At 63.8% G+C, this 14,613-nt stretch carries 8 protein-coding genes; 4 read left to right on the top strand and 4 right to left on the bottom strand.

From position 1 onward, the window contains the following. Positions 1 to 69: 69 nt before the first annotated feature. Entirely contained in the window at positions 70 to 2,364 is a 2,295-nt protein-coding gene (locus ACP15O_RS00510; protein WP_425094071.1) for a hypothetical protein, read from the top strand. Between the two features lie 2 nt (positions 2,365 to 2,366). Beyond that, positions 2,367 to 7,244, top strand: coding sequence for a VWA domain-containing protein (locus ACP15O_RS00505; RefSeq protein ID WP_425094070.1), 4,878 nt, complete (start codon positions 2,367 to 2,369; stop codon positions 7,242 to 7,244). Positions 7,245 to 7,281: 37 nt separating this feature from the next. Here ACP15O_RS00505 and ACP15O_RS00500 read toward each other — a convergent pair whose 3' ends face one another. The 4 genes from ACP15O_RS00500 to ACP15O_RS00485 all read right to left on the bottom strand — a co-directional run bounded on the left by ACP15O_RS00500 (position 7,282) and on the right by ACP15O_RS00485 (position 12,250). Further along, positions 7,282 to 8,004: a cyclic nucleotide-binding domain-containing protein gene (locus ACP15O_RS00500; RefSeq protein ID WP_425094069.1), complete on the bottom strand. Its 723-nt coding sequence runs from the start codon at positions 8,002 to 8,004 to the stop codon at positions 7,282 to 7,284. A gap of 100 nt (positions 8,005 to 8,104) precedes the next feature. Continuing rightward, entirely contained in the window at positions 8,105 to 9,394 is a 1,290-nt protein-coding gene (locus tag ACP15O_RS00495) for an adenylate/guanylate cyclase domain-containing protein (RefSeq protein WP_425094068.1), read from the bottom strand. Between the two features lie 120 nt (positions 9,395 to 9,514). After that, on the bottom strand, positions 9,515 to 10,750 hold the full coding sequence (locus ACP15O_RS00490; RefSeq protein ID WP_425094067.1) for a Tm-1-like ATP-binding domain-containing protein: 1,236 nt from the start codon (positions 10,748 to 10,750) through the stop codon (positions 9,515 to 9,517). Between the two features lie 12 nt (positions 10,751 to 10,762). Beyond that, positions 10,763 to 12,250, bottom strand: coding sequence for an aldehyde dehydrogenase family protein (locus ACP15O_RS00485; RefSeq protein ID WP_425094066.1), 1,488 nt, complete (start codon positions 12,248 to 12,250; stop codon positions 10,763 to 10,765). Between the two features lie 155 nt (positions 12,251 to 12,405). Between ACP15O_RS00485 and ACP15O_RS00480 the strand changes: the two genes are divergently transcribed. Together ACP15O_RS00480 and ACP15O_RS00475 are read left to right on the top strand one after the other, a co-directional pair. Beyond that, complete coding sequence (locus ACP15O_RS00480) at positions 12,406 to 13,257, top strand: IclR family transcriptional regulator (protein ID WP_425094065.1); 852 nt, start codon at positions 12,406 to 12,408, stop codon at positions 13,255 to 13,257. Then, on the top strand, positions 13,254 to 14,606 hold the full coding sequence (locus ACP15O_RS00475) for an aminotransferase class III-fold pyridoxal phosphate-dependent enzyme (protein ID WP_425094064.1): 1,353 nt from the start codon (positions 13,254 to 13,256) through the stop codon (positions 14,604 to 14,606). Before ACP15O_RS00480 ends, ACP15O_RS00475 begins: the two co-directional genes overlap by 4 nt. Positions 14,607 to 14,613 lie beyond the last annotated feature (7 nt).

The raw sequence follows: 14,613 nt of genomic DNA, 5'->3' as shown, positions 1-14,613 counted from the left end.
ATCTATGGGCATTTACGCAGGCCAATTACTGCCCTGAAAGGTCTGCAACCATTTCGATTGGAGCCCTTAATGCTGCGCATTCCAAAGGCCGTTTTGGCCTGTTTGATCCTTGTGTTTCCGCATATCGGCCAGGCTTTCACCCTCTCGCCCGATCTTGAAACCCGCGTCGCGCGGAACAGCCAGATTCTAAGGGATCTCGCTGACAGTATCCCCGCGCATCTCCACGACCTCGAGGCCCTGGCCGACCATCTGGACTATCAGATTTCGGCCGCCGCCGAGCACGTCCGGACGCAAATCCATTATGATCCCTACCTGGGCGTTTTGCGCGGCCCCTCGGGGACGATTTCGGCGCAGGCCGGCTCGTCCTGGGATCAGGCCGTTCTGCTGGCCGGGCTGATCAACACCATGGCAGGCGAGGCCCAGCTGGTGCGCGGCGCCCTATCTGCCGAGGATGCGCAGCGCTTGCTGGGGCAGGCTCTGGCCCCGCGCCCCAGATTCGCGCCTTTGATCTCCGAGGACAGGCTAGAGACGCTGCTGACCCCTGCGCTGGGGGCTGGCTGGGTGGCTCGCGAACGTGCGCGGCTGGCCGGACAATCCCACAATCCCCGTCAGACCATCGACGCCCAGGCGCGTCTTTTGCAGCACTCCCTGGATCAAAACCAGCTGCACGCCCCCCCAAACCTGAAGGCGCATCTTTCTGAAATCGCTCGGAATTACGTGTGGGTACGGTATCGGGAAACGCCCTCGGACGCGTGGATCGACGTGCATCCGGCCTTCGGTAAGCTGCGCGCACCGCAGGTGCAGCCCACCGCGTATCTGGCCGATCAGGTGCCACAAGAGCAATTGCATAAAATCGCGGTCCGCATGGATATCGAACGCCACGAGGCCGGGCGCTTGCATCGCGAATCCCTGATGCAGACCTATGAGACCCCGGTGGCCAATCAAGCCTTGCGGCAACTAACCATCGGCATTTCCCCGGCCACCGTCGGCACGGATCAGGAAGCCCCCTATTTCGTGCCCGTTCTGAATGGGCAGGCCGCGCCGGACGCGCGCGCCTTTGGCCTGTTGGGGCTGACGGTCAAAGCGGCGGATGCCGCCGCAGGCCCCGACATTTTCCAGACGATTTCAGGCAAGCTGGCAGGGGGGCAGGGCATTCTGAGCGATACCTCAGCCCCCGAAAACACCCCAGGCCAAGGGGCCCCGCGTCTGACCGGCGCTCTGCTGACCATCAGCACCTGGGGCCCTGGCCTGCCCCGCCGGGACGAGACCCGCCGCCTGTTCGATTTCCGCGATGAAAGGCCGGAAACCGCCAGCTCTCATATCACGTTCGAAGGCATCGTGGACATCAGAACCGGCGCTGAAAACGGCGCGTGGCGGACGATTGCCGGGCTGCGCAGCCAGGCTCAGGCGCTTGGCCAGATCCCGTATTACGCAGCCCTGATGCGCCAACAGACTTCTGCCGAAGAGCTGATCGCAACCGGGGCCATCAGCTATGGGACGTCCCCGATGCCCTGGTCGGACATGGCCTTTTTGGGGCAGATGCTGGCCCCCGATTTTCACCCTCAGGCCCGCGCCGTGCGCACCGGGGCCTTCGTCAGTATGCGCCGCGCTTTCGAGCAGACAACCCAGGCCGGGCTGCTGGTCACGCGGATGGATATTCTGCACGCGCCGGTGATGGGGCTGGCGCGCACGCAGGGGACGGCCACGCAACAGGCAGAAGGGCAGCAAACGGGCGGGCACCTGATCGCCGCCCCCGAACAGGCCCTGCGGCAGGGCCTGAAAGAAACCCTGATCGAGCAATACTTCTCCACCTCGGACAATTCGGAATTCTGGATGCAGGGCCCTGTCGAAACCGTGCTGCGCAGCCCCGGCGATCTGAAAAACTGGCTGGAGGGGCGCGCAATCGACACGCTGACCACGGATCGCATGAACGCAGATCTGAAACATGGGCGGGCGCTGTTACTGGTGGGGCAGGATTCGGATCTGCGCTGGTGGCGGTTCGATCCCTCAACCGGGCATATCCTGGGGATGAGCGCCGCCGGGGGCTCGGAATTCGTGGAATATCTGACCGGAGCCATCAGCCTGGGCATCGCGATGGCCTTTGCGATCAAGGGCGGGAATGACTGTCAGGCCAATTACGCGGGCGACGACGACATGACGGGGTGCTGTCTGGTCGGGAACAGTATGCTGGCCGTCGCCGGCGGGGCCATCGGCGCCGGGGCCGGCGTGGCCATCGCTGGCCTGGGGCTCAGCGCGCTTGGCGGTCTGGCTGTGGGCGTGACATTCGAATTCGTTCTGGATTCGGTCATGCTGATCCCCGGCACCGCCACCGAGGGCGTCTGCAACACGGTTCTGGGGCGGTGATCATGCGTATTGCTGTCTCGGCCCTGCTGATCGCTCTTTTGCCCATGCCCGGCCTGTCCGAGGGGCTTGTCGATCTGTCCGCCATGCCCGGCGCGCAGCCTGATACGCCTCCGGTTTCGGCCCGGCACATCGCCCTGCCGCCAGATGGCAGCTATGAAACGCAGCTCGATCTGAGCGGATCTGCCCTGTTTCAGCTGGACGCCGACGATCCGACCGCGCTGTATGAAATCTCGGCCGAGGCGATGCAGCCGATCGGCCTGACCATCGAGCTGAACCGGCTGAGCCTGAATGAAAAGGGGCAGGCCACCAAGCGGGAGGTGCTGCTGTCGGACAGCTCTTTGGGGATGGGGGACCGGGTGGCGCGGCTGCGGCCCAGTCTGCTGGTGCCGGGGACGTATTTTATCGGGCTGGCCGCGATGGCCCAGACACGGACAAGCCTGCGCATTCGCCGCCTGGCCGCGCCTGTGTTCGTCACCGACGATCAGAAAATCGGCCCCGACAGCGCCGGGGCCGCGCAGCCAGGCAGCCTGTGCCTGACCCCGGATTTGCCGGCGGGCACGCCAGAAAGCCCGCAAGTGCATGATATCGCCCTGATCGGTGCGCCGCAGCAGCATCTTGAACTCTGGCTAACCGCAGAAGGCCAGGAACTGGCCCGCCGCGCAGGCGAGGGGCGGATCGCTCTGACCGGGCTGAAACCTATTGAAAATGCACAGTTTTGCCTGCGTGCGCGCAACGCCCCGCCAGACCACCCCGGCCATTGGCGTTTGCAAATTTCGCGCTCGGATGACGCCGGGCACGAGGTGGATGACAACCGGCCCTCTCCCCTGCCCGTGGGGAAGACAATTCAGGCCATTCTGGACGGATCGGACCGCGACACCTTTCAATTGCCTGCCCTGCCGGATCAGAGGGGCTATGCGCTGTCGCTACAGGCCGAAGCCCCCCTGCGCCTATGTCTGAACGCACCGCAGGGCGAGGAATGCTGGACCGGCGCAGATCTGAACATCGCGCCCACCGTGGCAGGCGATCTGGTGCTGTCCCGTGGCCGCGCCGAGGGCACGCGCTACCGGCTGAGTGCGCGTGAAATCGCGATACCCAAACGCGCCCGCCCCGAACCCAACCAGGATCCGACCAGCTGGCCGCCGCTGGACGGTCGCGTTCTGGTTCAGGGACACCTGACCCAAGAAGAGCGCGACAGCTTTGCCTTTCTGACCGGGGATGTCGCGCAGATGTGGCGACTGCAAGTCACGGGCGACGGGGTAAGCCAGGCTCTGCTGACGGATGCCCTGGGCGAGACAGCCGCAGACATCCGGCGCAATGCCCGTCACGGGCCCCGTTTACCGGCGCGCGATCTCTATCTGCCGGCGGGGACGGCGCAGATCAGCCTGCGCGGCCTTGGGGACTATCGCGTTCTGGCCAAACCGCTTGGCCCGCCCCGGCCCAATTCCGAGCGCGAACCGAACGATGACGCCGCCAAGCCCCGCCGACTGACGATTGGCACACCGCTGGTTGGTACGCTGCGCGACGGGGACCGCGATCATTTCGGATTTTACCTCAGACGCGCGGCGGAAATGCGCGTCACCGTCAGCCCTCCGGCGGGCGCGCGGTATGAGCTGGACATCAGCAGCGCCGGGCGGCCCTCTTCTGCCGGGTTTCACCGCGAAAAAGCCACCGCCCCGCATCTGGAGAAAACGGTCCTGCTGCCCCCCGGCGAGCATGTCTTGCGACTGCTTCCGCTGGACCCAAGCCCCGCCGAATACAGCGTTGCGATCGACTATGTGAACCCGTTTGGCGACGCCGAGACCGCTCAGATGTCTGCGGTTGCTCCGACGCTTCGGGCTTTCTCGCGCTTTGCGCAGTCCGGCCAGTTGCCCGTCACGATCCGCAACCTGTCGGATCGGCAAATTCAGGGCCGTTTGCAGGGCTGGTCTGCCGATCCGGCGCTGCACCTGTCGGCTCAGGCCCTGACGCTTGGGCCGGGGCAGGTGCAAACCGTGCCCATGGTCTTTGCTGCGGCGCCGGATTTGAACGCCGGAAAACTGCCCGTGTTTGTGGCGATCACCGACGCGCAGGGGCAGGCGCTGGGGTCTGCGCCTGTGGCGTTTGCAGCCACGCCCGAGGCCCCCGCTCAGGCTCCGGCACAGGCAAAACACGTGCCCGACGCGCTCCGAGGTGGCATCAACCTGGCTCAGGCCGCGCTGGGGGCCAGATGGCTGCCCACCGACACGGCCCAGATTGACGAAACCGGAGACTACGCCCGCGGCAACCCGGCGCAGGCGCGGGGTTTTCCTGTGCTGCTGAACGGCGTGATTGCGCAGGGCACCCCCCCTGTGGACCAAGAGGCCTATCTGTCCGCCAACAACGCCCCGCACAGTCTGGCCCCGGTTCTGGCCTTACCAGAGGGGCGGGAATTTCCCGTGGCCGGCATCGCGATTGACACACGGATGCTGGCGGCAGGGGACGCGTTGCACCGCTTTGCTGTCGATCTGTCGCACGATGGCCAAAGCTGGGCCGAGGCCCTGACCGGCACCCATGATCTGTGGGGGCAAACCGCCTATTACACATTGCCAGACGGGCCCCGGATGGCGCGTTTTGTCCGGCTCCGAGCGCTGGATCGGCGGCGGCCTCCGACCGGGCAGATCGCCGTGAACGGATTCGAAGTCATCGCCCAGCCCGGCCATTCGGGGCTGGGGCCGCTCAATCTGGCCGATCGCAGGCTGGGTGGCTGGGCCAGCGGCGGCCGTCAGCATCTGCTGGGCCCCGGTTTTCTGCACGCTCCGATCCGGCCCGACCAGCCGGCAAACCAGCTGATCGCCCCCGAGGGCACCGCCGATCACAACGTGATTTTCAGCTTCCTGAACACCCGCTCTGCGCAGCTGGCAGCGCTGGAGTTCACCTACCCGCACACCCTGCCCGATGCGCCGAATTTCGCAGCAACTGCCGTGGTCCAGCCGCTGCTGAACACGCCGCTGGATGCCCCCGCCAAGCCCGTTACAATCGGGCTGCCAACCGCCCCAAAACCCGGAGAAATCATACAGCTGCCCTGGCCCGGCACGCTGCCTCTGCGCGGGTTGCGCATCAGTTTTCAGGCCCAAAACCCGGAAACCACGCAGCTGCACCTGCCGACTCATATCGCGGTTCTGGAACGCCCCGAAGGCAAGGATTATCTATCCGCGTTAGGCACTTACGGGCAGTATGCGACACAGCGCACGCCTCCTGCCCCCCGGTCAGAGACACAGCGCGCGCAGCGCGTGCGCCCGCTGCCGCTGAATGACAAGTTTCAGCCCGGACAGGTCGAATTCGCCAGGCATCAGGACATCTGGAGCCTGGAAATCACACAGCCCGCCGCCCGTCTGGACATCCGCACCCAGGGCGCGCCGGGATTTGTGCCGACCGTGGTGCTCAGGGATGGGACGGGCACGCGTATTGACCCGCTTCCGTCCGAACGCCCTGACGATCCGCAGGTCACGCTGCACAGCTTTGCCCTGACGGCTGGGCACTATCGTGTGGAAATCCAAGAGTCCCGCCGCAACACGGTTTTCCTGATTGATCAAAGCCCCTCGGTGCTGGGGTATCTGCCGCTGATCCGCCGCGGGGTGATTGATTTCGCCGATGCGCTGCAACCGGGCCGGGACCGCGTGAATTTCCGGGCTCTGGGGCGTGATTGGGCGACGCGGGACTGGTTCTCGGACACGGTTCTGCTGCGCAAGGCCCTGGCCACATACCCCCGCGAGGGCACCAGCACAGCCGAGGCCAGCCTGATCGACGCCGCCGACAAACTGCAAGATCAAGAGGGCAGCCGCGCGATCGTGCTGATCACCGACGCGGACAGCGATTATCATGGGGAGTTGCCGCAAAAACTGGCCGCCTCGGGCGCGCGGATTTACGTGATCAAGGTCAGCTCGGGCGGGATGTGGCAGGATCCGACCACCGCGCAACATGCTGCGGCCTTCTGGGCGGGGGCGACGGGCGGCGAGGTCTGGCCCGTGCTGCGCAGCGAGGATATTTCGACCGGGTACGCCCGTGTCGCGGCCCGCCTGCTGGGCCCCAAATCTTACCGGATCGCGGCCAGCGCGCAGCCGGTCAGCCTTGAGCCCGGACGTCTGCGCGTGCTGGAAACGGCCCGCGCGCAGAACGATGACCCGGCCGCGCGCCCTGCTGCCATGCTGATTATCTTCGACGCTTCGGGCAGTATGCTCAGACGGCTGGACGGACGCCGCCGGATCGAGATCGCGCGCGACTCGGTCAGCGCTTTTCTGGCCGGTTTGTCCGCCCAAAGCCCCAAAGAGCAGCCCCTGTCCGTGGGCTTGCGCGTGTTTGGCGGCCCACCTGAATCCTGCCAGACCCGCCTGGCCGTCGCCCCCTCTGCCGATCTGAGCCAGACAGAGGCCCAGGTGCAGCTGATCCGTCCACAGAACAAGGCAAAAACCGCCATTGGCGCCTCGCTCAGGGCGGCGCGGCAGGATCTGGCCAATTGGACAGGCCCCGCCAGCATCCTGCTGATCACCGATGGCGAAGAAACCTGCGAGGGCGACCCGCTGGCGGAAATTCAGGCCCTGCGTGCAGCGGGTATCGACACGCAGGTGGATGTGGTCAGCTTTGCTCTGGACCCTGAAATTGACCGCGCCACGTTCCACAGCTGGGCGCAGGCCGGTGGCGGTATCTTTATCGAGGCCGACTCGGGCGCGGATCTGCTGGCAGCGCTGCGCGAGACCCGCAAGCTGGGATTCGCGCTGTATCAGAAGGGAAAACTGATCAGCCGGGGGCAAGCCGGCGGGGCGGAAATCCCGCTGAAACCGGGCTGGTACGAAGTGCTGTTCGATGGCGCCGAAATCCCTGTGCCGGTTCAGATTTTACCGGGCCAGGAAACCGTGATCGACTGAGCCTGCTTCTGCAAGGCCACATGTTCAAGGCACATGTTCAGGACACAAGTCGGGCCTCGGACTGCCGTTTCGCTGGCGGCACCGGCGCGTGGCTGTGCGGCCAGCTGCGCGCCAATTTGTGGCTCATGTCCTTGTTGAACATCGCCGAAACCGCATTCGCCAAAGGCAAGGACCGATCCATCATCCGATACAGCCGCGCGCGATCCCAGCGCACATACTGCGCCCCCGCCCCCAACAGAACCGAGGCGCTGGCAACGGCCCCGCGCCCCTGAACGAAGGAAATCTCGCATAGGAACTGCTGCGGCTGAATGCGTATTCTCTGCCCCGAGCGGCTGAGGAAGACCGGGCCCTTTTGCACGAAATACAGCGCTTCGGGCTCAAACCCCTGGTGGCACAGCTCTTGGGGGGCTTCGGTTTCGTGCCAGGTGGCGCAACGCATGATCCGCCGGAACTGGCCCGGCGTCAGGGTTGGGAAATGCCCATACAGCTCTTTATAGTCGTGCGACATGCCGATCGTCGAACGATCCATGACCGACCGCAGAATCGAGTAGACATTCGCGATCGCAATGCAGGTGCTGGCATAGATCGCATCCCACAAGGGCGTGTCCGCGATGGTGAAATAATACAGCAGATAGCACCCGGTTCCGGCCAGCAGAAAGGTCCGCAGCAACAGCCCTTCGCGCATCAACAGGCCGATCACATAGAACAGCAGCGCGCCATTGGCGAAAAGAGACGGAGAAAGAGCGATTTCAGTCGGCATCGGTGCAATCTTTTTATCAGATGGTTAAGATTGTCCGATCCCCGGATCCGAAAACAAGTCGGGAATGCCTTACCTGCCCCCGGCGCAGATTCCACCAGACCTAGGGGCGCAGCGTCCAGATTGCGACCTCGCCCAACCCCTTGAGCGTCAGCATCCGCGGGCCCTCGACTTGCAGCGCCCTTCCGGCCAGCGCCCGAGTCTGCCCGGACAGTTGCACACTGTTCCGAGGGGCCGTCGCCTGAAGTCTCTGGGCCAGATTGACCGTGCCGCCCCAGATATCGTAATGCGGCCGCGTGCGCCCCATGACCCCGGCAATCACCGGGCCGGAATGCACGCCCACCCGCACACCCAGATCCAGCCCTTCGCGATGTGCGAAATCCCGAACCGCACGCACGATTTCAGCCCCCAGCTGACACAGGGCGGCCGCATGGTCCGGATTGGCCTGACTGACCCCCGCAACCGCAAGATAGCCATCCCCCAGCGATTTGATCTTCTCTGCGCCATGCGCCTGGGTCAGCCGGTCAAATTCGCCAAACAGCACGTCCAGCATCCGCACCAGAGCAGCAGGAGTCTGGGTGTCCGCCAGCTTGGAGAACCCCTCCAGATCCGCGAACAGAACGCTGGCCTGCGGAACATGATCCACGATGGTCTGCGCGTCCTTTTCTTTCAGCCGATCAATGACATGATCGGGATAGACCGCCCGCATCAGGCGATCGACCTGCTGCTTTTCCCGCCCCAGGGCCATGTTGGCCCGCCGCAATTGCCGATGAGCTGAACGGAACAGGAAATACAGCAGGCATGTGACCGCAGCAAAGGCGATCCCCTCGACCAGACCCAGCGGTTTTTTCCACGGGCTGTGGAACAGATACCCCTGCGGGTTCACTGCGGATCGGGCGGACTCGAGACTGACCAGCGGCAGGATTTCATCCAGCATGGCCAGTCCAACAACCCCGATCAGGCACAGCCAGAACCACGGGACAGACCGACGCGGCCCGAACACGACAACCGCCGCACAGGGCACCACCAGAAAGGCCAGAACATCGCCTTCGCGCGTGCCATTGAGCAGCACAAAGAACCCCATCAGCGACAGATAAGCCGGCACAAAGATGCGAAACAGCGCCTCGACCGAACGCAGCCGCCAGAACGCCAGAAGGGACAGCAGCTCGACCCCGATGATCACCCCGTCGAAAATTTTCAGAAAATCCGAGCGTTCAGGCACCAGAAAATAACTGAGCGAGACACAGAATGTCGCCAGCACCACCACCACCGACATCGCTTTGAGATCGCGCAGATGCACCGGATCGTGTGGCACCTGCCCCAGCGTGATCAGATCGCTTAATCGAGCCCGCCTGCGCGGAGCTGTCTTCGTCGCCCGTGTCAACCCCGTCATCCAAATCTGCGGATGATACGGCGTAACCTCGGCCAAACCACCCTTTACAAAGAAGATTTCAAATGCCGGGCAGAGTGGATCAACACGTCAGACGAGGCAAGGGGTTTGTCCGCAACACAGCTAAGGGCGCGGAACAATCCCCTCGGCCACCCAGCGATCAAACTGCGCCAGAACGGCCTGCGAAAACGCGGGATCGTTGATATGTGCCTTCAGCGAAATCAGCTGCGTCGAGGGCGGGCAGGCCTGCGTCATTTCCTGCACGAACGCCTGCAACCCCTCGGGATGGCACAGCGCGGCACCGGGCGCGTCCAGGGCGTGGGTGCCGCCCGTGGGCAGAAAAAACACCGATGGGCCCTGGGCCTGCGCCAACCGCCTGGCCAGCGCCTGGGCCACTTTGCGCCGCCCCCCCGCATCCAGAACCACCGAGGTCAGCAGCCGGTTGTGCGCGTGGCTCTCCAGTTGTTCCAGCGCGGCGGGCATCGGCTGCCATCCGGGCAGATCCACCAGATCATAGCCCCCCGCAGACACCATCTGCGGCACCCCCGCCCGCCCTGCCGCCGTCAGCCGCGTTTTACCCGCATGAAGCGCCGAGCCATGGATGAAATTCCCTACCTCTTGTGTGGCGAAATCCATCACACAGGCAAACGCCCCCTGCGCGGCCAGATTTTCGAACGCCCGCCCGCCCATCCCGGTGGCGTGGAACACGGCAACCTCATAACCGCGCGCCTCTAATGCGGGTTTCAGCGGCACCATGTATGTCAGAAAGGACTTACCGAAAGAGGTCATGCCGATCAGCGGACGCGTGGCATCGCGCCGCTGAACCGCACGGGCAGCCCCCAGAACGGCCCCCGCCGCCTGCGAGAGAGACGCCTTGCACAGCGAATTCAGCCCATACAGCCCGCCGGCCCACAGGATCATCTGAATATCCGCCGCCAGGCGCTCGGCCGGGATCAGCGGCGAAAAAGAGACCGTCGAGACCACGTATTTCGGCACGCCCAAAGGCACCGCGTTGCACACATCCAGCGCCAGATCGGTGCCCATCGTGCCCCCCAGAACCAGCACCCCGTCAAACGCCCCTTCGGCATACAGGTGCGCCGTCAGCTGGGCCGCGCCCCGCGCCATGATCTGCATGGCAGAATTTTCATCCCCCCCGCCAATGGCCTGCGCGATCGAGCCCCCCGCCGCCTCGGCCACCTGATGTTTCGAATACTCCACAGGCTGAGCAGGATCGCCCAGAACGCTGACATCCATTGCCACAACGCGCCCGCCCTGCGTTCGGATCACCTCGGCGATATAGCGCAGCTCGTCCTCTTTGGTGTCATAGGTTCCCACGATCAGAATTGTACGCTCAGCCATCCTGCGCCCCCCCTACAGCTTAATCCAGGCGGATTTCAAATTCAGAAATTTATCGAATGCGTGCAAAGACTTATCATACCCATTCCCCGATTGCTTCATACCGCCCAGCGGCACTGTCAGGTCCGAGCCCCCATAGGTATTCACATGTACCAGCCCCGATTTCACCCGGCGAATCATCCGGTGCGCGCGCGACAGATCCGCCGTCCAGATGCCCGCCGCCAACCCGTAATCGGTGGCATTCGCGATCTCGATGGCCTCGTCCTCATCCTCGAAGGCGATCACTGCCAGAACCGGGCCGAACACCTCTTGCTGGGCCAGAGGATCGCTGGCCTGCACCCCGGTGATGATGGTCGGAGCCATGAAATACCCGCCCGTGTCCTGCAAAATCCGCTGACCGCCGGTGACGACCTGACGGCCGGCGGCGCGGGCGTCCTCCACGAAGCGCAGATTTTGCCGCAACTGCCCTTCGGAGTTCACCGCGCCCGCATCCGAGCGCATGTCCAGCGGATCGCCCACGATCATCGCCTCGGCCAGCTGAGTCAGACGCAAGACAAACGCATCGTGAATGCTGCGCTGCACCAGCAGCCGCGTGCCCGCAATACACACCTGCCCCGCGTTGCGGAACGCCCCGTTGACGGCGGCTTTGGCGGCCTCTTCCAGATCAGGTGCATCGGCGAAAACGATGTTGGGGGATTTGCCGCCCAGCTCCAGATAGACCCGCTTGAGGTTTGATTTCGCGGCATTTTCCAACAGACGCCGCCCCACCCCGCCGGACCCGGTGAACACGATCACGTCAATATCATAAGACAGAGACATCGCCTGACCGACCTGCGCGCCGGGGCCGGTAACCACATTCAGAACGCCCGCAGGCAGGCCCGCTTGCAGGGCCAGTTCGGCCAGACGCACCAAGCTTAACGAGGCTGTCTCGGCCGGTTTCAGCACCACCGTATTCCCCGCCGCCAAGGCCGGCGCCAGTTTCCACGCAGCGATCATCAGCGGAAAATTCCACGGGACAATCGCGCCAACAACGCCCACGGGTTCGCGATGTATCAGGCCCAGAGCACCGGGCGCGGTGGGGGCGATCTGCCCGTAAATTTTATCAATCGCCTCAGCGTAATAGCGGATTGTCTGCACCGCGCTCAGCGGTTCGGCCTTGAGCGCCATGCCGATCTCGGTGCCGTTATTGCGCACCCCCAGAACGGCCAGTTCCAGCGCGTTCTGTTCAATCAGATCGGCCCAGCGTAGCAGGATCGCCTTGCGCGTGGCGGGGGGCAGATCCGCCCAGCGGCCATCGTCAAAAGCCCGGCGCGCGGCCTGAATCGCGGCCTCGGCATCGGCGGGGCCTCCGCGAGCCATCGTCGTCAGCACCGTCCCATCCAGAGGCGAGACCACCTCCATCACCGCACCATCGAGCGACGGGCAAAGCGCCCCGTCAATCACGTGCTGCGCGGGCGGAACAGGGGCATCCCGCAGCGCGTCGATTTTGGATTGGTCCAGCATGGTCACCTCGTTTCAGCCTTGTGCAGATCGCAATCGGAATGGGCCGCAGCACATATTGCCGGGCCTGGCAGATGCTTTGGCCCACCCAAAGGTTCATTATGTGAACCAGTGGTTTCATTTATTCTTGCGCAGCGATTTCTTTTCTGTCAACATCCGTGACAGATAAACCCGCAAATTCTGCCGAACGGAGCCCGCCACCCTTGGGAACGATCACCAAAGCCCTTGAGTTAATGAACTTTTTCTCACGCCATAAGCCCGAGATCGGATTAACCGATTTCGTTCGGCTGGCCGGGCGGGACAAGGCCACCGTGCATCGGCATCTGACGGAATTGCTGGAAAACGGCTATCTTGAGCAGCACCCTCAGACCCGCGCCTATCGTTTGGGGCCGGCGATTCTCAGGCTGTCGGGCGTGCGCGAGGCAACGCATCCGGTGCGCTCGGTTCTGCGGCCGATTGTGACGCAGATCGCCCAATCGGTGGGCGAGCTGACCCATGTTTCCCTGTTGCAGGGCCAGACGCTTTCGCCCGTCTACCACGCCGACCCGCAGGTTCACGCCACGCAGGTTGCCTTTGACGAGGCCGAAACCCTGCCGCTGCACGCCACCGCATCGGGCATTGCAACTTTGGCCTATTCGGACGCGTCATTTGTATCTGAGATTCTATCACAGGATCTGCGCGACATCACCGGGCAGACCATCACAGACCCGCAGGCGATCCGCGATCTGCTGCACCAGACACGGCAAAACGGTTTCAGCGCATTGGGCAAGGCCTTTGATCTTGAGGTCACCTCGGTTGCGGCCCCGCTGTTCGGCCCCGAGGGCAACGTGATCGGCGCGGTTTCGATCGCCATTCCGAACCTGCGCGAAAGCCCTGAAAAACAAACAGAAATATGCCAACACCTGGCCCATGCCCAGGCCTGGATCACTGGCTCTCTGGGCGGTGTCTCTCCGCCTATGTATCGCAACATCCGGTCAGACCATGACCCCGCCCCCAAGAGGCCCACATGAAAGATTCCAACTTCCTGAAGGAAAAGAACGCCCGCACCATCTGGCACCCGATGGCCCATCCCGCCGACAGCCAGGCCAACCCGCCCGATATCATCGTGGGCGGCGACGGGGTGACAATCACCGATGTGGACGGACACCGCACCGTGGACGCCGTGGGCGGGCTGTGGAACGTGAACCTTGGGTTTTCCTGCGCGCCGATCAAACAGGCCATCGCGGAACAACTGGAACGGCTGCCCTATTACTCGATCTTCCGGGGCACCACGAACGACCAGGTGATCGAACTGGGCGAGATGCTGGCCGATTTCTTTGCCCCCGACGGGATGAGCCGGGCGTTCTTTACCTCGGGCGGGTCGGATTCAGTAGAGGTGGCGCTGCGTCTGGCCCGCCAATATCACAAGCTGCGCGGGGATGCCGGGCGGGTCAAAACCCTGTCGCTGAAAAAGGGCTATCATGGCACCCATACCTTTGGTGCCTCGGTCAATGGCAACGCCAATTTCCGCACGCAATACGAACCCCTGCTGCCCGGCTGTTATCACATCCCGGCCCCCTATACCTATCGCAACCCGTTCAACGAATCCGATCCGGCCCGGCTGGCGCAGCTGTGTCTGGCCGCGCTGGAGGACGAGATCGCCTTTCAGGGGGCAGGCACCATTGCCGCGATGATCATGGAGCCAATCCTGGGCGCGGGCGGGGTGATTCCACCGCATGAAAGCTTCATGCCCGGTGTGCGGGCGCTGTGTGACAAACACGGGATCCTGCTGATCTCGGATGAGGTGATCACCGGCTTTGGCCGCACCGGCAGCTGGAGCGGCGCGCGGCACTGGGGCGTGCAGCCTGACCTGATGTGCACCGCCAAAGCCATCACCAACGGGTATTTCCCCTTCGGTGCGGTGATGATCTCCGATCAGGTGGCCGAGGTGTTTGAATCCGATCGCTCGGCGGCTGGGTCTATCGGGTCGGGCTATACCTATTCGGGCCATCCCGTGGGGGCCGCCGCTGCCATCGCCTGCCTGCACGAAACCCAGCGCCTGAACGTCAAGGATAACGCCGCCCTGCGCGGTCAGGAACTGTTCGACGGGCTGAATGCGCTGAAAGACAAGCATGACGCCATCGGAGACGTCCGGGGCGGCCACGGTCTGATGCTGGCGCTGGAACTGGTCAGTGATCGCAGCACCAAGGCCGCCATTGACAAACCCCTGATCGGACAGGTCCACCGCGTGACCTATGAAAACGGTGCCATGGTCCGGGTGTCGGGGAACAATATCATCCTGTCTCCTCCGTTGATCCTGTCCTCGGACAACGTGCAGACCATCCTGATGGCATTGGACAAAGGGCTGGCCGCGCTTTGATACCCGC

The organism is Youngimonas ophiurae (nom. illeg.), assembly GCF_049803795.1.
Lineage (GTDB): Bacteria > Pseudomonadota > Alphaproteobacteria > Rhodobacterales > Rhodobacteraceae > Thalassobius.
The sequence above is the reverse complement of the archived record's forward strand: the minus strand, read 5'-3'. Positions and strand labels throughout refer to the sequence as shown.

Bases quoted from the DNA above. Each gene is read 5' to 3' on its own strand.
- ACP15O_RS00510 (WP_425094071.1), top strand. From the start codon at position 70: ATGCTGCGCATTCCAAAGGCCGTTTTGGCCTGTTTGATCCTTGTGTTT.
- ACP15O_RS00505 (WP_425094070.1), top strand. From the start codon at position 2,367: ATGCGTATTGCTGTCTCGGCCCTGCTGATCGCTCTTTTGCCCATGCCC.
- ACP15O_RS00500 (WP_425094069.1), bottom strand. From the start codon at position 8,004: ATGCCGACTGAAATCGCTCTTTCTCCGTCTCTTTTCGCCAATGGCGCG.
- ACP15O_RS00495 (WP_425094068.1), bottom strand. From the start codon at position 9,394: ATGACGGGGTTGACACGGGCGACGAAGACAGCTCCGCGCAGGCGGGCT.
- ACP15O_RS00490 (WP_425094067.1), bottom strand. From the start codon at position 10,750: ATGGCTGAGCGTACAATTCTGATCGTGGGAACCTATGACACCAAAGAG.
- ACP15O_RS00485 (WP_425094066.1), bottom strand. From the start codon at position 12,250: ATGCTGGACCAATCCAAAATCGACGCGCTGCGGGATGCCCCTGTTCCG.
- ACP15O_RS00475 (WP_425094064.1), top strand. From the start codon at position 13,254: ATGAAAGATTCCAACTTCCTGAAGGAAAAGAACGCCCGCACCATCTGG.